This window comes from Lysinibacillus contaminans, from assembly GCF_001278945.1.
GTDB lineage: Bacteria > Bacillota > Bacilli > Bacillales_A > Planococcaceae > Lysinibacillus > Lysinibacillus contaminans.
This window is the reverse complement of sequence record NZ_LGRV01000003.1, coordinates 1708818-1730036: the sequence shown is the minus strand read 5'-3', so window position 1 is coordinate 1730036 and position 21219 is coordinate 1708818. Positions and strand designations below refer to the sequence as shown.

At 35.4% G+C, this 21219-nt stretch carries 17 protein-coding genes and 1 pseudogene; 10 read left to right on the top strand and 8 right to left on the bottom strand.

Annotated features, from left to right (window positions below; all coding sequences use genetic code 11):
* Positions 1 to 48 precede the first annotated feature (48 nt).
* Positions 49 to 732, top strand: a complete 684-nt coding sequence (locus tag AEA09_RS10655) for a hypothetical protein (RefSeq protein WP_211263245.1) — start codon at positions 49 to 51, stop codon at positions 730 to 732.
* A gap of 423 nt (positions 733 to 1155) precedes the next feature.
* On the opposite strand, the gene AEA09_RS10650 is transcribed toward AEA09_RS10655, so the two are convergent.
* Both AEA09_RS10650 and AEA09_RS10645 read right to left on the bottom strand, forming a co-directional pair.
* A complete protein-coding gene (locus AEA09_RS10650; RefSeq protein ID WP_053583816.1) occupies positions 1156 to 1641 on the bottom strand; it encodes a hypothetical protein in 486 nt (161 codons plus the stop codon).
* Between the two features lie 429 nt (positions 1642 to 2070).
* On the bottom strand, positions 2071 to 2571 hold the full coding sequence (locus AEA09_RS10645; protein ID WP_053583815.1) for an NfeD family protein: 501 nt from the start codon (positions 2569 to 2571) through the stop codon (positions 2071 to 2073).
* 800 nt (positions 2572 to 3371) lie between these two features.
* Between AEA09_RS10645 and AEA09_RS10640 the strand changes: the two genes are divergently transcribed.
* From AEA09_RS10640 to AEA09_RS10615, 6 genes and pseudogenes are all read left to right on the top strand, one after another.
* A complete protein-coding gene (locus tag AEA09_RS10640; RefSeq protein ID WP_053583814.1) occupies positions 3372 to 4061 on the top strand; it encodes a nuclease-related domain-containing protein in 690 nt (229 codons plus the stop codon).
* Positions 4062 to 4971: 910 nt separating this feature from the next.
* A complete protein-coding gene (locus AEA09_RS10635) occupies positions 4972 to 5826 on the top strand; it encodes a hypothetical protein (protein ID WP_053583813.1) in 855 nt (284 codons plus the stop codon).
* Positions 5827 to 5989: 163 nt separating this feature from the next.
* On the top strand, positions 5990 to 6313 hold the full coding sequence (locus AEA09_RS10630) for a nucleoside triphosphate pyrophosphohydrolase (protein ID WP_053583812.1): 324 nt from the start codon (positions 5990 to 5992) through the stop codon (positions 6311 to 6313).
* A gap of 2 nt (positions 6314 to 6315) precedes the next feature.
* Positions 6316 to 7308, top strand: a complete 993-nt coding sequence (locus tag AEA09_RS10625) for an HNH endonuclease (RefSeq protein WP_053583811.1) — start codon at positions 6316 to 6318, stop codon at positions 7306 to 7308.
* Positions 7309 to 7602: 294 nt separating this feature from the next.
* Positions 7603 to 8601 (top strand): PDDEXK family nuclease, encoded by a 999-nt coding sequence (locus tag AEA09_RS10620; protein WP_053583810.1) that lies wholly within the window; start codon positions 7603 to 7605, stop codon positions 8599 to 8601.
* A 546-nt stretch (positions 8602 to 9147) separates the two neighbouring features.
* Positions 9148 to 9987, top strand: a pseudogene (locus tag AEA09_RS10615) (DNA/RNA helicase domain-containing protein); the annotation flags it as partial.
* 475 nt (positions 9988 to 10462) lie between these two features.
* On the opposite strand, the gene AEA09_RS10610 reads toward AEA09_RS10615, so the two are convergent.
* Positions 10463 to 11035 (bottom strand): manganese efflux pump MntP, encoded by a 573-nt coding sequence (locus AEA09_RS10610; RefSeq protein WP_245622828.1) that lies wholly within the window; start codon positions 11033 to 11035, stop codon positions 10463 to 10465.
* 1041 nt (positions 11036 to 12076) lie between these two features.
* Here AEA09_RS10610 and AEA09_RS10605 point away from each other — a divergent pair.
* On the top strand, positions 12077 to 14683 hold the full coding sequence (locus tag AEA09_RS10605; protein ID WP_053583807.1) for a cation-translocating P-type ATPase: 2607 nt from the start codon (positions 12077 to 12079) through the stop codon (positions 14681 to 14683).
* A 326-nt stretch (positions 14684 to 15009) separates the two neighbouring features.
* Here AEA09_RS10605 and AEA09_RS10600 read toward each other — a convergent pair whose 3' ends face one another.
* Genes AEA09_RS10600 through AEA09_RS10590 form a run of 3 tightly spaced genes read right to left on the bottom strand, consistent with a single transcriptional unit; the run spans position 15010 to position 16070 of the window.
* Positions 15010 to 15291, bottom strand: coding sequence for a hypothetical protein (locus AEA09_RS10600; RefSeq protein WP_053583806.1), 282 nt, complete (start codon positions 15289 to 15291; stop codon positions 15010 to 15012).
* Between the two features lie 10 nt (positions 15292 to 15301).
* The gene (locus AEA09_RS10595) at positions 15302 to 15691 is read right to left on the bottom strand and encodes an SHOCT-like domain-containing protein (RefSeq protein WP_053583805.1); all 390 of its coding nucleotides are present in this window, start codon (positions 15689 to 15691) and stop codon (positions 15302 to 15304) included.
* Between the two features lie 13 nt (positions 15692 to 15704).
* Complete coding sequence (locus AEA09_RS10590; RefSeq protein WP_053583804.1) at positions 15705 to 16070, bottom strand: DUF2089 domain-containing protein; 366 nt, start codon at positions 16068 to 16070, stop codon at positions 15705 to 15707.
* Between the two features lie 325 nt (positions 16071 to 16395).
* On the opposite strand from AEA09_RS10590, the gene AEA09_RS10585 reads away from it, so the two are divergent.
* Complete coding sequence (locus tag AEA09_RS10585; protein WP_053583803.1) at positions 16396 to 16623, top strand: YdbC family protein; 228 nt, start codon at positions 16396 to 16398, stop codon at positions 16621 to 16623.
* A 325-nt stretch (positions 16624 to 16948) separates the two neighbouring features.
* Positions 16949 to 18250, top strand: a complete 1302-nt coding sequence (locus AEA09_RS10580; protein ID WP_053583802.1) for a trypsin-like peptidase domain-containing protein — start codon at positions 16949 to 16951, stop codon at positions 18248 to 18250.
* A gap of 72 nt (positions 18251 to 18322) precedes the next feature.
* On the opposite strand, the gene AEA09_RS10575 is transcribed toward AEA09_RS10580, so the two are convergent.
* Together AEA09_RS10575 and AEA09_RS10570 are read right to left on the bottom strand one after the other, a co-directional pair.
* Entirely contained in the window at positions 18323 to 19999 is a 1677-nt protein-coding gene (locus AEA09_RS10575; protein WP_053583801.1) for an FAD-binding protein, read from the bottom strand.
* 512 nt (positions 20000 to 20511) lie between these two features.
* The gene (locus AEA09_RS10570; RefSeq protein WP_053583800.1) at positions 20512 to 21120 is read right to left on the bottom strand and encodes a hypothetical protein; all 609 of its coding nucleotides are present in this window, start codon (positions 21118 to 21120) and stop codon (positions 20512 to 20514) included.
* Positions 21121 to 21219 lie beyond the last annotated feature (99 nt).

Sequence of the window (21219 nt, the reverse complement as noted above, 5' to 3'; positions counted from 1 at the left end):
TTTGTAATAGTATTAACGAGAATTTAAATAATCATTATTATGAGTATTATGGTTCGTATAACTGAATATTTATCAAGTAAGAGGAATTTATATTATGAGGAGGTAATCAGAATAAGAAAGTTTTTTACAATATTTTTAGTTATTGTTTCGACAATAGTGTTTTCTGCTTGTTCAAACAACACAGATATACCGAAATCGCTCAGTAAGGAAGGCGTTGCACCCTATGAGTTATCAGAAAGTGATACATATCTTTTGGAGTCGTTAGGACTTGAAAAGGATACAAATATCGTATCTTTCAAAGCTCCTAAAACTGCAAGAAGTCTTAAAGTTAATGTTTATACTTTGAAGGATGACGACACTTGGAGTGTTATGGGAGGCGGACAGGTATTATTAGGGCCGGATGCCAATCCAGATGATAGCTTAGAAGGTACGTTTGCAATGATACTTAAAGACAACTATGCAGTAGATTTCAACATCAACACAACGGCGCTGGCTTCATATAAAACCGATACACTGGATGTCGATTATGAAATCTTAGCATCTTCAATAGGTTTTCTGACAGATTTTCAAAAGATTGAAATCAATAAAGAAATACCTGTTGCTATTATGATTTACGACAGCGGTTCCAGTATGGAAAGCTATGCTATGGAAGATTTCTTTTCTCCTTCAAGATTTGAAGAAATGGATTTAGTCCAGGCAGTCACACTGACTTTTACCGATGAAAACCATTAGAATGTACTGACAAACAGCTTCGCCAAATGAGCATAATCTGCATTTTTAGTTAAGGCACAATATTTATAAAATACGTTAGAGGCGCTTTATTTAATAGCCCCTCTAACTGTTAGACTGTATATAAACATTATTTAACAGCGCCATTTAATAAAAACAATTTCTTAAATACTAAAATAAATACAGGGTTGATTCTATTGCAATTTGTAGATCAAACTCTGTTTTTGTTTTAGACATAAGTTAGCAACAAACTGTGAGGAAATTGACTTTCTCTTTTCATCACTTCAATATTAATGGCGGAGAGATTTTCGTTCCATATTTAGTGGTGCAAATATTATGAGAGCCAAGAGCTATCATAAATGGTTTTAAAACACGAAAAATCCTCTTTGGCCTTAATCGACTAAAGAGGATTTTTTGTGCATTTGATTAAGCTTTGAAAGGTCGGTTCATACGCATTAAGCCGTAAATCGCAAAGAATAATCCACCTGTGATTATTGTTAAAATAACGTAAAGAACAGCTTTGCCTGTTTCACCTGACCAACGATACTGTAATCGGTACGCGTAATAAAGAACGAAACCAGTCCCACCAAGTGTACCGATAATCCCGATTATTGGAATAAACGAAACAATTATTAACCCAAAATAGATAAGCGTATTCTTTTTCGCAGCGGCACGAACCGTTGTGTCATCATCACCACTTGCAGTCAATAGGAACAGACTATAAACATTCAATAGCGGAATCCAAGCGATATAAGCAGCATCGCTAAAACCATTTGTTTTAGACGTCTTATAATAAATCAGTGCAGAAATAACATAACCGATAATAGCTAATACAAGGACTACTAAAATGGCGATAATTAATAAAATACTTAAACCTGCATCATATTCACTATAACTAGTATCATAATTCATGAAAACCCTCCTTTTCTAGTAAATATTTGATAATCATAACAATATTAAGATAATAAATCTATACCTATTTATAAGTAATATATAGTTATAATGGGTTATTATGGACTTGTAAACATGCTCGGGGTTAATATCCATTCCTACTAGGCGTTTTCCGGGGACGTCCAATGAAAGCTGCAGGAAGATAAAGCTATTAGCGGTCATAATCAATAGTACTACTGAGGGAACAGAGAATTACAGGAGGAAATGGAGATGGATATTGAAATAGGAAGCTTTCTAGGATGTGCTCGCTCCAAGATCAAACAAGCAGATTGTGAAGCATTAAGGCTAGTAACGTTATTCAGCTAATGGTCCTAAAAACAAAAAAAATCCTCTTTCGGTCTATATAGACGAAAAGAGGATTTTTTGTATGCAGCTTATTCGAATAAACGACTAAGCTTTGAAAGGTTGGTTCATACGCATTAAGCCGTAAATTGCAAAGAATAATCCACCTGTAATAATCGATAAAATAACGTAAAGAACAGCTTTGCCTGTTTCACCTGACCAACGATACATTAATCGATACGAGTAATAAAGAATAAAACCAGCCATTATGAGTGAAGCGATAAAACCGATTAATGGGAAAAGAGATACAATAAATAACCCCAAATAAATCAGTGTATTTCTTTTCGCAAGGGCACGACTCGTTGCGTTATCATCACTATTTGCAGACAACAAGAACAGACTATAAACATTAAGTAGTGGAATCCACGCGATGTAGGCAACATCACTAAAGCCATTTGTTTTAGATGTCTTGAAATAAATAAGTGCCGTAATAAGGTAAGCGATAATCGCGAATATAAGGCCCGCGAAAATAATCATCAGAAAGAGACCAGCAATAATTGGATCATTCATTATTTCATCAAACTCACTATAATAAGTATCGTAGCTCATGAAAATACCTCCTTTTTAGAAAATCTCTCATACATCATAACAACAGGTAAATACAAAATCTATACCATTTTTTAACTTTTATTTAGAGGATATTTCAAAATGAACATTATCTTGGTCGATACGGTAAAGCTAAATTTCATAATAAATACCGTTGGGAAAATTGAAGCTAGCTATATTTTTTTCTTTGACAGTATTATTTACTGAAGTTTCCAATAGGGTGGGGACTGAAGATAAGAACTAGGTGAGCGTTGGATAGAAGAAGTGAGTACTGAAAACCCTCCATCGAATGCTGAATAAAAGAAATGAGTGCTGAAAACCCACCAGCGAATGCTGAATAAAAGAAATGAGTGCTGAAAACCCACCAGCGAATGCTGAATAAAAGAAATGAATGCTGAAAACCCACCAGTGAACGCTGAATAAAAGAAATAAGTGCTGAAAACTCACCAGTGAATGTTGAAAAACTCAGTTGAAACTAGAGATTTTGAAATGGTATATCGTAGTATATGGTTCAGTCGATATTGAAATACCTGAATAAGACGAACCTGTTATTGCCGAGTCGAACAAAGATGATTTGGATATAGTGTTGTAGATCAACAAAAAATAGAGGGAAATTGAAATGATAAAGAATTTTAATCTGAATAAGTGGCCTTCTCTAGCTGAAGCGATTTATGGGGTTCTGTGTTGGCATTGAGAATAAGACACTGTTCATTTACCATTGGCTACCGAAAGATAAGTAATAATAATCGATAATGATACTGAGGGTATAAGATGTTACAATATATTGGAAAAGAGGTGGGTACATGTTTTTAGTGCTATGTCTAATCATAATAGTCGTTATATTTTATGTGAAACAGCAGAATTTTAAAAGTAGTGCATACCACAAGTTAACGAATAACAAAATGCTTGCGGTCATTTTCAATAAAGGGAGGTACGGTGAGTATTTAACATCGCGTATTATTGAAAAGTATGCACTGACAAGTCATAAGCAATTAGTCAATGTCTATGTACCCAAAAGAAATTCCGCGGAAATGACGGAACTCGATTTACTATACATCGATCGAACAGGTGTATATGTTATTGAATCGAAAAACTATAGCGGCTGGATTTTTGGCAATGAAGCTCAACAAAACTGGACACAAACGATGCCTAATAAGAAAAAATTTAAATTCTATAATCCAATTCGCCAAAACGCCACACATATCCGTGCAATCCAAAATTTCCTTGGGCTACCGAACGAATCGATTCATTCGGTCATCGTCTTTAGCGAACGTTGCCAGCTAAAAGCAATTGAAGTGACATCCCAAAATGTGCACGTACTAAAGCGCGACAATTTAAAGCGTTTTATCAAAACACAAAAACAATCAGCAAAGCAAATTTTCACTCAAGGCGATATAGAAAATATGTATAAAAAATTACTGCCTCAAATGCAAGTATCAGAGGAAATAAAAAAACAACATATCCAAACCATTCAACAGAAATATGGGAAGTGAAAGAATCACAAAGGTTTTTCAAACGTCAAAAAGCCTATTTGTCAAAATTGATATACGACTTAATTATAAATATGTGCCAAATAGGGACTAAAGGTCTGGAATGACGCTTATTTAAAAATATGTTGTATATCGAAATCGAGGGTTTGAATAAATTCGAGTTTGTTGAAGTCACTATTAGAATTTCACTGTGAGAAAACGAAAATGAACTTGATACATTATGAAGAAAAAATGTGGCTTGAAGAAAGATCAATAAAAAATGTTTATTCATTTAAATGAAGAGAGAGTATTTTTTAGCTGCTCTAATTCTTGAAGAAATAGTGAGCGACTCTTTGTGTAGATATATTCAAGCCCTGCTATATAAGCGTTTTAAAGTGTTTCCAAAAAAAAACATTTTCCCTAGAGTATTTTTGCATGTGTTATATAAACATACAGCTGGGTGTTCCCGATTGTTTAAAAATATAAGGAAGGCTTGGTGGCGTTTTTCAGAACGAATTTAGTAGATTTAAAGGCTGTTTTAGCAGAAAAGGTATGAGTCAATTATCCTATCTATTATTTTTTGCAGCGCAATCAGAGAAGCGGATATGGTTCTAGATTGAGTTGTTTTTGTACTTTTTTAGGTGTTTTTCTGTTGTTTTTGTCCGTGAAGAGGACAATATTATTTGATTCTTCGCTTTTAATAAAGACAAAAAAACGGGTATACCAATTATATAATCAAGATCAAGTCGGCTTAGCAGGTGGATAAGTTACAGTTAGAAGCGTTAATCTTTGTTGATTTAACTGAACATATAGAAAATTCCGATTATAGAGATGAAAAATAATGTATAGTATTAATTAATAGATTTGAACAACCACATACATAACATCAGTCATCTTTTGTAATCCAATACGAATGAGTAAAGGGTGATTTAATATGCTAATTGCTGATGCAAGGCTTGTTAAAAATGCAGAGGAAAAGCTAGTTAATATTGAGGAAGTTTCTAAGCAGCTATATGATCATAATTTCCGTGGTTTTTTATATTGTCCAACACCTGGTTGTCCGGCAAAACTAGTGTATATAAATAGTGATAGGGCACATTTCCGGACGTGGAAATATCACGCACATCATGAAGGGTGCGTGTATCATTTTGAAAGAAGATGGGTGGGGCGGGATTATCAAATTGCAGATGTAACGGTTGGATTTGAATTCCAACGTCGTCAAGAGGCATTAAGTAAGGCTTACCGAGCGATGAGATTTCCAGAAGAGTTACCCAACTTAAAAACTGTAACTAGAACAACGGTGACACTCCAAAAACCGATGCTCTCAAGGCGCAAAAGAATAACAGGTATACAAACAACATTGTTTGATGATGAAACATGGCAAGGCTTAAAGAGAAAAAGACCGCCTTTACGAAGAAAATACGTCTCGAAAATCAATGAGAATGATATAGATCAACATAAGCTTGTCATGGGTTATGTTCAAAAAGTAGAGCTCATTGAAGATGTTGCAAAGATCACGCTACTAGAGAGTGACAAAGAGATTGATATTGTATTTGAACTATCATTTATCGCGGAATCCAAAAATAACAGCTACTTAAATAAATTTGGCGTCATTCAACACTTTGCCGATCAAAACCCTGAACCTGCCTTTGCAGGAATCGGTGAAGTAAGATTCAATCGCACAACCAATCGATTCGAACATCAAATCTTTTTCGGTACGGATTTTAGGATTGAGGACATGGACTTGTTGGCGTTGTCGGCTAAAATGGCATTGAGTGAACTGGAGTAGGGTAAGTATAAAAATTGGAGGTTTTCTGTTTAGAAGATAATATGAAGAACTTCATATAGAAAAGCCATCACATCGGTCGACAAAACTTAATACAAGAGAATTTGCGACCCATTTTATAGAGGCTTTGCGTTTAATGCGATTGAATAAGGAGATACAGATTAACATGCCAGTATACAATAAATTAGTACGAGATAGGATACCGCATATTGTTGAAGAAAGCGGTAAAACATGCACAACACGAATTTTAGCTCCTAGCGAACATTTAGGAGAGATTAAGAACAAGATGCAGGAAGAGATGCTTGAATTCCAACAAGCGGCTAATGAAATGGATGCAATAGAGGAACTTGCAGATATTTTGGAACTGATGCATGCGGCACTTGAAGTGTACGGCTTTTCTTACGAGGAACTGGAAGCGGTACGTCATCATAAGAAGGACAAGCGTGGGGGATTTGCTGAAGGGGTTTATTTAATTGAAGTGGAGGACTGAGCATGTCACATGATTTGAAAATTGGTGAAATTCGAGAGCAATATGTGACAGAGGAGGTCATTTGGCAACACTTGAATAATTTTTATTATCGCTCGGCGGTCTCTACTTCTTATAAGTACGTGTTTTTCAAGTCGTTGTTGGAGAATTTGTATAATGTGGATGATGATTTGTCACTCAGCTATGATCAGATTTTCTATTCTTTCACGACGATATATTGGAATTTGGTCATCCATCATGACTTGGAACAATCGCCGAACAAAAATAAACCAGCTCGCGCACAAACGATTTTGAAGAAATACGCAAAGGAACAGGGTATCCCTTCAGATTGGCAATTTGACCAACTAGCTGACTCGTTACAGCTAAAGATAACAAATGAAGTAAAGCGCGACTGCAAGCAAAATGTTATTGGTGCATTTTACGGAGATACTGCAGGCATATTTTATGAATTTGACATCAAACGAGCGCATTTTCGTTTCAACCCAGCAGTCTACCAATTCATGAAAAAATACCAACGAATTCTTATCAATCTAACGAACTATCACTTAGTAAAGTATCTCGAAAAAGTAAATGAAGCCACAAACACCATAAGTCTACTTTCTAAAATCGAGATTATTTCCAAGCGCAGTTCCCTAGAGTCTTTTTATAAGGTTCTTACGCAATTCGAACAAAATCGCTGCTTCTACTGCAACCAGGATTTATCCACAAGCCGTCGCAAAACACATGTAGACCATTTTATTCCGTGGAGCTTTGTACAAACCGACAACCTATGGAACCTCGTTCTAGCATGCAGCGACTGTAACACAAAGAAAAGCGACAAAATCACAACCCGCACATTTTTAGAATCCATGTTGGAGCGGAATGAAAGCCTTATTTCGGTGGTAGGGGAGACAAATGATTTTTATACATATGAAGAGAAGAAACTTGTGGATTTGTATGACTATTCGATTATGAATGGGTATACGGTGTTGTGGGAGCCGAGGATGGTTTATGAATAAGTGAAAGTGTTTACCTTAGATTCGTACATCTTAAAATTTTGTTCCTTTTGGAGTAGCGGTATGATCCCGGCCACCGGTATCGTTAGTACATATTTGAACGCGTTAGGATATTGTTGAAATATCCACAAACTCGGATTTAATAAGGTTTTTGGGTGTTCAATATATAATTGGGGATTCTATTAAAACGATACGTTTTGAAATGTTATTACAGAAAAAATAGAGATGTATTTCAATGTAACCCGTATTTATACATTTTTATTATAATGAAAATTGTTAGAAAAAGGAGGATTAATTATGCTATTCAAACTAAATTTAAATAAATTAGATTATGAAAAAGTAAAACGAGTAAGTTTGCAATCAATTGGTTGGACTGAAAAGAACTTAGAATCCCTAGTGTCCAAACACATCCAAGATTTTATTTCCAGTAAAGATTTAATGACTATATTTAATGAAAGAAGTCGTCAAGAAGAACCCGATATACTAGCTCTTGATAAAAATGGAGATTTATATATTTTTGAATTAAAAAGATGGGCGTCGAATCAGGAAAATTTACTTCAAGTTTTAAGATACGGTCAATTGTTTGGAAATAGTAGTTATGATGAATTAAATGAAAAATATTCAAAGTATAGTAAAAGCAACTTAAGCCTATTAGACGCGCATAAAGAATATTTTAATAAAGAAAATGCTAATCAGTTATCTCCTGAACAATTTAATAATAAGCAGCATTTTATTGTAATGACAAATGGGTTAGATCAACAAACTGTTGAAGCAATAATCTATTGGAAAAAGAACGGCTTAAATATTGACGCTATAGTTTACTGGGTATTTGAAATTGAAGGTGAACATTATTTAGAGTTTAATATGTACTCACCACTAGAAAGCTATTTAGAATATGAAAGCAATGCGTATGTCTTAAACACCAACCATTCAAATAATTCATACACAACAGGGGAAATGTTAGGTGAGAAAAAGGCTGCCGCATATCATGCAGGTTGGCAAGAAAAGATTGAAAAAATACAAAAAGATGATATTGTCTTTCTTTATAAAAGTGGGTATGGCATTGTTGGTTTTGGTAAAGGGACAGGGGTATATTATAAAAAGGATTATGATAATACTGTCAATGCGGAAACTTATACACCATTGAAAGATTTTTATCAGCTTAAAAAACCACTATCAGCTTCTAAGATGAAAGAAATATGCAAACAAGGATTTAACTTCAGGCAAACAATGTTTTCAATTAGTGAGGAAAATGCAAATAAATTAATTGATACAATACAAAAAGAATATCTGTAAAATTAAAACCAATTTGATTGCTTAAATGCCGCATGACATCATTATAAAGTTAGTTGTTGTTTTTAATATTCTGTATGAAAGTATCTAAAAAACTAACTTAAATATGTACATTTGCACACTAAGACCATGTAGACTAATGGGATTTTTATGTAATAGATATTATAGTATTGATAGAACGTATGTGCTATAATTAAGGGATAATAGATAGGTGACTCAAGGGTGGTTGGCTCACTCCCGCTTTGAAAGGGGGTGGTGCCAGTGACAGTATTTGAAGGATTAATGTTTGCAGTATCATTCGCAGCATTGATTGTTTCAATTCTTTCATTTAACCATAAAAAATAACCCATCCTTGAGTTAAAGGCTCAGATGGGTTATATACCTGAAAACAGCCAGTCCCTTTGTGGGAACCTGCTATTACGAGACTACATGATGTACCACCATCATGTAGTCTTTTTTAATTTATTCATTTCTTACGCTCATTATACGTTTTCGAGGTCTTTTTTACAAGATGAACGATCGCTTCAATTATATCATTAGATCTTATTGCAGGTGATGGAGCTGATCAAGGCGTCGAAGTTTAGCCTGTTCTTCATTGAAGAAAACCAAAAGGTGACGCTGAGTGATATTGGTAGCATTGATTTGATCAAACAGTATGCCAAGGAATTTCAGGCAGAGGTCATTTCAGGGCAATTGACTTCTCAGTTTAGATGTGACGGCTCTGATGCTTATATTGCCTGGCTTGACGATGTGCTTGGCATTCGTGAAACGGCGAATACACATGATTATGGACTAGCCTATGATGTGCGCGTATTTGATGATCCAAATGAGATGCTTCATGAAATCGAGCAGCTCAATAGCCGGAACAATAAATCACGCATCATGGCAGGGTATTGTTGGGAATGGCCGAAAGCGGGGCGCACTGATACAAATCATCACGACATTATCATCCCTGAACACAATTTTGGTATTAGTTGGAACATCCATAATACATGGGCGATTGAAAACAATTCAGTTCGTGAGGCCGGCTGCATTCATACAGCACAAGGACTTGAGTTCGATTATGTCGGCGTTATTATCGGTGACGATCTACGCTATGAAAATGGCCAAGTCATCACAGACCACACAAAACGTGCGAAAACCGATCAATCACTTAAAGGCATCAAGAAGATGATGAAGGAAGATCCAGAAGCGGCCAAACGCCTGGCCGATCCCATCATTCGCAACACTTACCGCACACTGATGACACGTGGGCAAAAAGGCTGCTTCATCTTCTGTACGGACCCTGAACTGCAAGCTTACTTCAATATGAGATTGCAAAAGGCACAGAAGTACGGGGAAGTGCAGCCATGGCTTACACAAGTGGCGGAGGAGAGGGAGGGGTACTAATAACCAAAAGAAGGACTTCAAAGTTCGGTCCGGGAAAAACTTTTGAATGAGCGTAAATCTCGCGTTATGCTTGTCCAAAGAGAGATTCTCCGTTTCGTAAAATGTTATAGTGGTGACTACTATTTCACATGAGAATCTCTCTTTTTTTGCATTTTTATTTGGATAAAATGAGATAATCAACAGGCGTGTAAAGAGAACAATTTACCGGTGAAAATTGACCTAAAGCTGTCGGAATATGTAAAATATTGCTGCTTCGGAAGAAGGGAGAGCTATGTTTGAAGAAGATGCAGATAACCTACTCTGTACGCTTTGTTTTTGAATAAATCAACAATAAAGTTTAAATGGATATAAGTAGTAGACTACCCTAGATAAATACTGTTCTTAGGCCTCAAAGTGTCTTCAACATCGTTGTATCTAACTATCAATTCTAATGGCCCTTCATTCATAAAAAGCAGTATAAAAATTTGAAGTATAATTAAGCAAAAATCTCGAAAATACCAATAATAATAATTAACCATCCAGAAATTGCTGTCGAATACTTGCCAATAAATGTTTTGCTCATTAAAGCTCCGAAATGGCTACCGATACCAACACATACAATTGAAAAGAATCCAATTGAGATAACGGTCCAAATGGCGGAAATTCCATTCGCACCAATCGCTATTCCACTTGCTAGGCAGTTTATACATAAGATACATCCAAGAGGAATTGATTCGCGGAAAGAAATTATATGATTTTTATCTTCATCAAACTGTTCAGGATTTTTTAAGAACTCCGTCTTAGAAAATCTCTTAGACAATAATGTCCATACCCCAATCGCACATAATAAAAGACTTCCCAAAAGACTAGCTAAATGTGCAGAAATGTACTCAAGGATAATTCCTCCAGCTTTTACCGCAATATAAGTGACGATCATTGACATAACGGCAATAGTCAAATTTGATGAAATAGGAATTTTAGTTCGTTTAATTCCATAGGCTAAGCCGATTCCTAAATTATCCAAATTAGCGGCTATACCTATAAAAATTATGGTTATCCAATGCATCATTAACCCCCCTTTAAACCGTTTAATTGTCTCAACTATTATGATATGGGGGAAAAAAATTTTTGTTCAGTAAAATGGACTTACTCCAAACAACACTTCTATTTAAAGTCAAGTACTGATTACGGTGAAGACCCAATAAATTTAATTTTCTATCTGCAAAAAATCTTCCGTTTAATCCTCAATTTGTGGTTCATCATACTCAACGCCATAACTACCGGATACAATAGAGCCTTCATACGTACTTCGACCCATTATCACACTAACGGTAGTTTTTCTACTGATTATTAATTTCCATTCATTTACATCACCTTTCTGCTTGGATGGAATATCCCTAATGTTTCCGATGTATGGGTTGCTACTTGCGTAAATTTTTGTGAGTGATTTGTCCTTAAAAAGTTTGAAAATCTATTAAAAAACTTCTCGATGTTTCACATCAATAAATTTCTACTCATGATTATATGTATTCTATTAAAGTGATCATTAATAGAAGTAGGTTTGTTGATTGGAGCAAGCTTTCCTAGCGAAACGGTTCATCAGTCGCCTCCCGGAAAACGCCCAGTCGGAACGGAAATCAACCTATATTCATGATGATGAATCCCTTTTAAAATGGATGGGGTATTTTTAGGATGTAATTTTGTTCATATCGAATTTCTATATTGTTTATTATCATACTGGAATAGAACAAGGAATAGTATGGTTATAGTTCTAGTAATATGGGGGTGGAGTGAATAGAGAATAAAATTAAATTGCTTATGATCGATTGGTATTTTCATAGAAAAATTCAACTGGATTCACTACCTGCATAAAAAAGGACAAACTAAAAGGGGTTTACAGCTATTATGAACTAAAGCATTCAAATTGTTCTTGAAGATTATATATTCATTAGCTATTGGCAAATAGATACGGATGTAGTTATGTTCAATATCTTTCATTCTGATCGTCGATATGAATTGGTGTAACCAAGTATTGTGGAACTAATGAAAAGTGCTGCGAGTTTTTAAATTAGCATGATAGTCCAAAATTTTACACTGGAAGGGGAATCGAATGTCGGAATATCATAAACAATCATCAACTGAAATCATGAAGCTGTTAAACGTGACAGATCAAGGGTTGAGTGATTATGACGTCAAAAAGAGGCGAGAAGTATACGGTAATAATGAATTGGTGGAAGGAAAAAAGATAAGTACATTCGCTGTTTTTTGGGGGCAGTTTAAAGATTTATTAGTCATTATTTTATTGATTGCTGCTTTCATTTCATTTTTATTAGGTGAGGTAGAAAGTACCATTGTGATCGTAATTGTCGTTATTTTAAACGCCATCTTAGGCACTGTACAACATGTGAAAGCAGAACAGTCTTTGGATAATTTGAAAACTTTGACCTCACCAATCGCTAAAGTGATGCGAAATAATCAGTTAGTTGAAATTTCATCAAAAGATATTGTGGTTGGAGACCTTCTTTATTTAGATGCTGGTGATTATATCAGTGTGGATGGAAGATTATTAGAAAGCTATAATCTGCATATAAATGAAAGCTCTCTGACGGGCGAATCATTGGCTGTAGCAAAAATGACCACATCTATCAAAGAGGATCATATAACCATTGGTGATAAAAAGAATATGGTTTTCACAGGAAGCTTTGTCACAAGTGGACGAGGAGTTGTAATAGTTACAGCTATTGGTATGAAGACGGAAATCGGAAAAATTGCAAATTTACTAGATACTGCAAAAGAGAAGAAAACACCGTTACAAGTTAGTCTTGATGATTTTGGAGAAAAATTAGCCTTAGGGATTACAATGATTTGTTTGGCCATTTTCATTATTGACCTTTTTCGAGGACGCGAGTTAGTAGAATCTTTTATGTTTGCAGTTGCGCTTGCAGTTGCCGCAATTCCAGAAGCATTAAGTTCAATTGTTACCATTGTACTGGCTTTCGGGACACAGAAAATGGCGAAGGAAAATGCCATTATACGAAAGCTTTATGCTGTTGAAAGTCTGGGAAGTATATCTGTTATTTGTTCAGATAAAACAGGGACACTAACGGAAAATAAAATGGTTGTTCAAGAAGTATTTATAGATCAAAAAGTCATTCCACATGATCAACTTCATGTAGGGAATCCAATTGAGAAAAGCCTTATCATAAAGGCACTTTTATGTAGTGACGCTGTAGAAAGAGATCATAAAGAAATTGGTGACCCTACTGAAATTGCACTTGTTAAATTAGGGAAGCAGTACTACTTTGACGAATTAGTCGTAAGAGATCACTATCCAAGAGTTGCTGAAATACCTTTTGATTCAGACAGAAAGCTAATGAGTACAGTAAATCATATCAATCAACAATATATCATGATTACTAAAGGAGCATTAGATGTTCTTCTATCTAAAATTGTGAAAATAGAAACTTCAAATGGTATTCATTATATTACAGCAGAACATCGGAAGAAAATCGAAGAAGCCAATCGCAACTTTTCTATGAATGGATTGCGAGTACTAGCAATTGCTTACAAAGAAGTAAAGGAAAATCAAACGATCCATGCAGGGGTCGAAAGAGATTTAATCTTTGTCGGCTTAGTGGCAATGATGGATCCTCCAAGAAAAGAGTCGAAAGAAGCAGTTGAAAGTTGTATTAAAGCTGGCATTAAACCAGTTATGATTACAGGTGACCATAAGATAACAGCTACTGCTATCGCCAAACAAATAGGAATTTTAAATGATCCACTAGAAGCGATGGAAGGCTATGAAATTGAAGGATTAACTGATCAGCAGCTTCAAGAAAAAGTCCAAGATATCTCTGTTTATGCCCGTGTAACACCAGAGCATAAAATTCGCATTGTTAAAGCTTGGCAAGAAAAAGGACATGTTGTTGCGATGACCGGAGATGGTGTCAATGATGGTCCAGCCTTAAAACAAGCCGACATAGGTGTGGCAATGGGAATAACCGGTACCGAGGTAGCGAAAGATGCATCTTCTATGATTTTAACAGATGATAATTTTTCAACGATTGTCAAAGCAATTTCGAATGGAAGAAGTATGTATACGAATATTAAAAACGCCATTCTATTCCTATTATCAGGGAATGCAGGCGCCATTTTTGTTGTTTTATATGCTACAGTATTTGGTTTATCAGTACCTTTTGCACCAGTGCATCTATTGTTTATTAACCTACTAACTGATAGTTTGCCAGCGATTGCAATAGGTTTAGAGCCACATAATAAGAAAACAATGAAGGACAAGCCTAGAGATATTCACACGCCTTTACTAAATAAAAGCTTTACAACTCAAGTGATACTCGAAGGTGTATTAATTGCCATCTCAACAATTATTGCTTTTCGAATTGGTTTGTCAACAGGAGATACGCTAACAGCAAGCACAATGGCATTTACAACATTATGTTTGTCAAGATTAGTACATGGCTTCAACTCCAGATCTAAAGAATCAATCTTCACAATTGGCGTATTTTCGAATAAATATACTTGGTTGGCATTTTTAATAGGAGTCATACTTTTGCATTTAGTGTTATTTATTCCATCGTTTATGGATGTATTTGAAGTTGCTAGATTAAGTGTTACACAATTAGGTTTTATTTATAGTTTGTCCATTTTGCCATTTCTTGTTAACCAGTGGTATAAACTGTTGTTCGTGAGAAGCAAATAATGTCATTTTAAAATTGAACTTTAGATATAGAATCCTCTTTTGATCTATAAAAACAAAAGAGGGTTTTTTGAATGCATTGTTACTAAGCTTTGAAAGGCCATCTCATTTTTGGATTTTCAGCAATCAGGTTTTAGTAACGTGAAGTATCTTACATCAAAAATTAAATAAGCATAACCCCATCCTAAATTTAGAAAGGGGTTATGCTTGTTTGAGATTATAAAATTAAATAACGTTATTGTCTTTTTACAATTTTCTCGGTATTCTAAGCGAGAAAGTAGGATTTTCCTTCAAAATGCCAGACAGTGGTCGTTGTATTCTATAATGAATTATAGCCTAACTTTAACCTCGGTACCGTCATTAGCTTTGACGTCTACTAGCACGATCCCCTTATAATTTTTCAGTTCCTTGACGATCGGCTTTAGCATTTCTTTGTCTATTAGCGGCAAGGGAAAGTCCATTTTTTTTCTTTCGAAGTGCGCTTTTGTCCATTTGTTAGCATGTTGCTGAACAAATTTTGAAGACAAAATTGAAATAACAATGTTTAACATAATATATGGAACTGGGATGGTAAACCGAACGTCTTTTGTTTTCACTTTTACATACATCATAAGTCAATCACTACTCAATGAAGACCGAAACGGTATCTCCGTTTGCCGATTTAATATCAACTATTTGGCCATCTAATTCATTTTCGATTGCTTCAATAAGTAGGCTTATGTCTATATCTTTCACATATTTTTCTGCTTGAGGAATACTCGCTGCGATGCCATGCCCCGCCATTAATACTGCCTTAACAAGTTTTATCGGCAAATTGACCGTAACGTTATCATTTTCGGCTGATACAACACGCACTTTTAATGTTTTATCTAAATATTTAGTTGATTTTTCACCAAACTGATTACCTGTTTCTTCTTTTCCTTTTAAAACTTGAATCAGTTCAGATCCCGTATCTGCATCAATCTTGCCTTCTTGAATCATTGTTAACACTCTTGTAATTTCCTCTTTCATGAACAATTCCTCCTTATTCCTCTTTTAAGAGCTTAATGGCTTCTTCTGGTGTGATTTCGCCATTTTCCAACATCGTGACAACCTTTTTCTCGTCTACTTCATGTTTCTTCTTCTGCACATAGCCAAGGGATGAAATGATGTCTGTTAGCTTGCCTCGAACCGTTGGATACGAGATCCCCAGTTCCTTTTCAACTTCTTTAATATTTCCTCTGCATGTTAAAAATACTTCCACAAAATGAAGCTGATCCTTTGATAAGGATGCCAGCTTAGATAATTCAAACTCATTTTCAATCGTCGTGTGACAATGAGAGCAATGTAACTTTGTAATTTTCAACGTTTTACTACAGACAGGACAGTCTGTGATTACTTGATAAGCCATAATGAAACCCTTCCTTTTTGTTGATTCGATTATATTATACAACAAAGAATTAAAAACACAAATAATAAAATTTATTTTTTAAATGAAAAAAACCAATAATATTAATTCGTTTATTAATATTATTGATTATCCGTTTCGTTATTCATTCGTGTATTATATTTGCCATAATGGTTGAAATTGTAGACATTCCTCTTAATAACGGTAAGATTCATAATGTTATGTTAGAGTGGATAGGTGATTTTCGTGCTTCATGCGAAGTTGGCGTAACGGATGGCATAGAACTAACACGAAGCAGCAAAAATAACTTTTTAAGGACGTGAAGAATATGGCAGAAATCAAGTACGAAATTATTGAAACACTAGCAGTCCTATCTGAAAGTAGTAAAGGGTGGAAGAAAGAGCTGAATTTAATCAGCTGGAATGAGCGAGAGCCGAAATATGATTTACGCGAATGGTCGGAGGATCATACGAAAATGGGGAAGGGTGTTACGCTGACACTTTCTGAATTGCAGATACTAAAGGAATCATTGAGTAAAATACCAGACGTAGATTAATGATCAAAGGAGTCGTCCAATACGACTCCTTTGTTTTTTTTTTTGCGAGTGTTAGCGATATTGCTGAATCACTCCTAATGAGGTCATTTCTGCAAATAATGTTTATTTTTCTAAAAGACTATATATGCTTACATAATTTGTTACAATAATAGGTAAATATTAAGGGGTGTGCGACAAGCGGAAAATCATACTATGTCTTTTGTGAGTACCGGAAGATGTTAGGTTTTGTAGCAGCTGGTTGCAAATAATTCATCATAATTTCATAGAGTGAATGGAAGCGATTAAAACCGGAGTAAAAATAACAATAATGAAGGAGGGAATGCCAATGAAGTGTTCAAAATGCTCACATCAAAATGAAGGTAACAGTAAATTTTGCTCAGATTGTGGAGAAGCCCTACAACCGGTGATAAAAAATGGTGTACCAGTATGGTTTTGGGCGTCAACACTTATCTGCTGCTTAATGCTTGGCGGTTTAGGCTACGCTTTCTATGATTATTTTAATGAAAGTAAACAAAAAAACGTGGCGTCATTTACAGAAACAGCAAGTGATGCGAAAAATGTGCAGCAAGTGTCTATAGACACAGTCGATCAAAAGCGTTCAGAAGTAGATCAAGAAACAGATCGAGTGGCACTCATTAAAGAAGTGCAACAAAAAGTGTTTACAGTACTTACTTCAAACAGTTTTGGATCAGGCTTTCTTTATAAAAAAGGAGGCTATGTCATTACAAATGCGCACGTTGTACAAGGTGAAGTAGATATCAAAGTTCGTAATTCGAATGGGCAAGAGTCTGCTGCAAAAGTTATTGGCATATCTGATAAATATGATATTGCACTACTTTATGTTAAAGATTATGCAAATGCTGAGCCACTTGCACTTGAGTCGAAGGAATCCTCAGTTGGGTTAGAGGTCATTGCTTTAGGGACCCCACAAGGTTATGAAAATAGTGCGTCGATTGGCTATATTACAGGCATTGGACGAGATAAGGAATATAAAAACTTTATTTATAAAAAAATATACCAAGTAGATGCACAAGTCGATCAAGGTAGCAGTGGTGGTCCGTTAGTAGATGCGAAAACGGGAAGGGTTGTCGGTATTAATTCTCTTCTTCATACAAGTGAAACGGCAACGAATTTTGCATTTAGTATTCCGTTATATAGCATGCTCGAGCAATTTGATGCATGGGCAGCTAATCCCCTCACGTCTGCTCAAGTATTGCAATTAGCGGGTGTTTACGATAATTACATGCCTGAAACAACAGCATCAGTTGGTTCAGACAAAGAAGCAGCTGGTCAATATGTTCAATCATTCCGTATGTATTATGAATATGCATTAAACCAAGGGGATTTTTATTGGATTGCAGATATGTTGCAAGTAGGTAGTACAGCTTATAACGAACTTGAAGACTATGTAAACGATATTGCGGGGCAGGGTCATACGTTTGATTTTATCGATAATATCGTACAAGACGTGACCTTTGAGAATGGGCAATACGTTGTTCAGATGAATGAACAATTTGATTTTTATAGTGCCAATGGCGATTACGAGTATTTCGATCGCTATAAAACGTATACGATCACATTAGATGAATACGGGGCCTATAAAATTTCATCGATTGATATTCATTAAAATTCAATTTTCTTTCATAAAACTTAAACACTAGAAGTCTTTTGTGTAATAGACTTCTAGTGTCTTTGTTTCTTAAAGGTTATGACTAAGAGTAGCAGTAGAAGGTTGTAACAAGGTCTCTTGTATATGATTAGCAGAAATATAGCCGAAAACGCTCGTTGGACCCAATGTTGAGCCGGGGCCAGGGTATACTCGCCCCATGACAGATGCGGAGCAATTACCTGTTGCATAAAGGCCTTCAATGGGCAGCCCATTTTTTAATGCTTGCCCATGTTCATTTGCAACAATTCCGCCCTTTGTTCCTAAATCACCCGGATAAATCTTAACTGCATAAAACGGTGCTTTTTCGATTGCTCCTAAATTTGGGTTTTTATAAGAAGGGTCACCGTAGTAATTATCGTAAGCCGAATTGCCTCGACCAAAATCCTCATCAGTGCCTGTTTCAGCAAATTGATTGAATTTAGTGACCGTCGCTTTTAATCCATCGTAGTCAATCTCACATTTGCGAGCAAGTTCTTCAATTGTATCCGCTTTAATAAGGAAACCGCTTTCAATTGCTTTCTTAGGCGTCATGCGAGGCAGCATATCTCCAAATAAGTATTTATTTCGATTTCGACTTTCAAGTATGAGCCAAGAATGAATTGCTTTGCCGTTCATTTCTTGTCGTTCTAATATCGCGTGACCCGCATCGACATACGATTCGGATTCATTGAAATATCTTTCGCCGGTTTGATCGACAATCATACAGTGCGGCATCGAGCGTTCATACACCAAGAACTTTCTTGCCCCATTAGCATCAAGTGCTGCTGGTCCCCACCATGCATCATCTAAAAGAGCTGTATCGATATGATATTTCTGTGCAATGAGTAGCATATCGCCTGTATTACTTTCACTTGCAGAAGTCCAGTCAGTACCGACATTGTGATATTTTTTACGTAATTCTGGATTTCGTTCAAAGCCCCCGCCGGCTAAAATAACAGCTTTACATTTTATAAAATAGGGTTGACCATCTTTTTCTACCTCAATGCCAACGATTTTGTCATTTTCAATAATTAAGTCCTTTAAAGGTGTAGAAAGCCGAAGGGGAACTTTGTAATCGAGCGCTATTTTGAGTAAACGTCCTACTAACCCAGCCCCGATTGAAATGGCTTTTTCACCTTTAATTTTATGCTTAAAACCACTTAAAAACATGCCGACAACTATATTAAAATCTTTTGCGTTCGTAAATGCTTTTGGCAATGAAGCTACTTTTCCTGAGTATAGGGGAATGGGAGGTTCTAATTCACCCACGCGCATCGTCTTTGCATAGTCACCCAAAAGGCGAGAATCAAAAATTTCTCCCTCAATGGAGCGTCCAATTTTACCGCCTGGCCGCTCAGGATAATAATCGGGATAGAGTATTCCAGCAACCCATTTCATACCAGCCTCTTCAAGAAACTTCACCATCTTATGTCCATTTTTTACGTACGCTTCTTTTCGTTCGTAAGTCGATGCAGGCCCAGTATCTGCAATGACATCTTGCATATAGGTAAGAGCTTCTTCCTCGCTATCTTGTAAACCAGCTTTCTTGGATACATGATTATTTGGAATCCACAACCCACCACCTGAAAGTGCAGAAGATCCACCCCAAGAAGCGCTTTTTTCAATAAGTAATGTGTTTAATCCATTGTGCGCAGATGTAATAGCTGAAACGATTCCTCCAGCTCCACTACCAACAACAACGACATCAAATTCCTCCTGCCAATTCATAAACAATCCCTCCAATATTGGAATTTTCTATAATTTTTAAAGATAGGAATGCCACGATTTGAGATACATGGATAGAAAAACACTAACACTTTTATTAAAGTAAAAATCTATTATTTATACATGTAATATATAGTTGTGTAATAGAATTGTAGCATCATTTGACCATCCACACAAAATAACACTCTGAATTTTCTGAAAATCATTTGCAGGTTGGAGGCGACAAAAATTACTAGGACAGATTAACATGTCATTAAAACGAAACGTCAATTGTAGCAAATTTTTCTTTGCACCCAGTCCTGCAAATGTCAGTGGGGAAAGAAAATGCTCATTGTTCTAATATGCTATGTTCATTATAAGATCCATAATAGTAACCGTGAAGAATTAGAAAAAGGGGTGAAACTTGATGCTTGTTACAGCAAAATGTGAAATTCAACTTAATGATTGTAAATAAAGAAAGCACGCAGCAATTGTTTGTGTGCCTGGCACTTTAAATAGTCCTCATGCTTTATTTATTAAAATTCTCTTTTCCATTTCTCATTATCATACAAAATGCTTACATTCGCATGTTTAACTCTCAATTCATCTTGTAAATAATCAATAAAAGACTGAAGCATTTCTTCATTAATATCTTCTTTTTTGTTATTTAAATGAAAAAAAATAGTCGATTGACCGTCTACTTCATAAGGAGGTCTAACGATTATACTTTGTGGTTCTCCGAATGTTTTATTTACATAACTAATAACTTTTGGTTTTACTTGTTCATTTATGAATTTTTCTTCTTCCTGAGTATCTTCTATTTGTTTCTTATCCATATTTTCATAAACTACGAATGTTTCTTTTGTTTCTGTATTTCTAACCATTGCTGCATACTCAAAGTTATCGTAAAACTCATCATTATCATTAATAAAATCAAAGATTTCATATTTCATGGTTGGGTATGTTTCATATAAGTATTGCTCTGTTTGTGAAATGATCTTCTTCTTTTCACTTTTTGTCAAATCTCCCCTAAAATCAGCGTTGAAAGCAGAAAATAAAATGGGTATAGCTATAATTAAAGCTAGAACTGTAATCGTCACTATAAAAATGAATATACTACAACCTTTCACTACTTTATCATACATAATTTACCACTCCCTTCTTCAAGTATAACTATTTATTGTGCAAATTGCCGATTGTTGGTAGTTATGGCTGTTTCGATAGTTGATTAGTTAAACAATGGA

Coding starts and splice junctions, on each gene's coding strand:
- AEA09_RS10640 (WP_053583814.1), top strand. CDS start 3,372: ATGTTTTTAGTGCTATGTCTAATCATAATAGTCGTTATATTTTATGTG.
- AEA09_RS10645 (WP_053583815.1), bottom strand. CDS start 2,571: ATGAGCTACGATACTTATTATAGTGAGTTTGATGAAATAATGAATGAT.
- AEA09_RS10605 (WP_053583807.1), top strand. CDS start 12,077: ATGTCGGAATATCATAAACAATCATCAACTGAAATCATGAAGCTGTTA.
- AEA09_RS10600 (WP_053583806.1), bottom strand. CDS start 15,291: ATGATGTATGTAAAAGTGAAAACAAAAGACGTTCGGTTTACCATCCCA.
- AEA09_RS10575 (WP_053583801.1), bottom strand. CDS start 19,999: ATGAATTGGCAGGAGGAATTTGATGTCGTTGTTGTTGGTAGTGGAGCT.
- AEA09_RS10650 (WP_053583816.1), bottom strand. CDS start 1,641: ATGAATTATGATACTAGTTATAGTGAATATGATGCAGGTTTAAGTATT.
- AEA09_RS10610 (WP_245622828.1), bottom strand. CDS start 11,035: ATGATGCATTGGATAACCATAATTTTTATAGGTATAGCCGCTAATTTG.
- AEA09_RS10625 (WP_053583811.1), top strand. CDS start 6,316: ATGTCACATGATTTGAAAATTGGTGAAATTCGAGAGCAATATGTGACA.
- AEA09_RS10585 (WP_053583803.1), top strand. CDS start 16,396: ATGGCAGAAATCAAGTACGAAATTATTGAAACACTAGCAGTCCTATCT.
- AEA09_RS10570 (WP_053583800.1), bottom strand. CDS start 21,120: ATGTATGATAAAGTAGTGAAAGGTTGTAGTATATTCATTTTTATAGTG.
- AEA09_RS10590 (WP_053583804.1), bottom strand. CDS start 16,070: ATGGCTTATCAAGTAATCACAGACTGTCCTGTCTGTAGTAAAACGTTG.
- AEA09_RS10620 (WP_053583810.1), top strand. CDS start 7,603: ATGCTATTCAAACTAAATTTAAATAAATTAGATTATGAAAAAGTAAAA.
- AEA09_RS10580 (WP_053583802.1), top strand. CDS start 16,949: ATGAAGTGTTCAAAATGCTCACATCAAAATGAAGGTAACAGTAAATTT.
- AEA09_RS10655 (WP_211263245.1), top strand. CDS start 49: ATGGTTCGTATAACTGAATATTTATCAAGTAAGAGGAATTTATATTAT.
- AEA09_RS10630 (WP_053583812.1), top strand. CDS start 5,990: ATGCCAGTATACAATAAATTAGTACGAGATAGGATACCGCATATTGTT.
- AEA09_RS10635 (WP_053583813.1), top strand. CDS start 4,972: ATGCTAATTGCTGATGCAAGGCTTGTTAAAAATGCAGAGGAAAAGCTA.
- AEA09_RS10595 (WP_053583805.1), bottom strand. CDS start 15,691: ATGAAAGAGGAAATTACAAGAGTGTTAACAATGATTCAAGAAGGCAAG.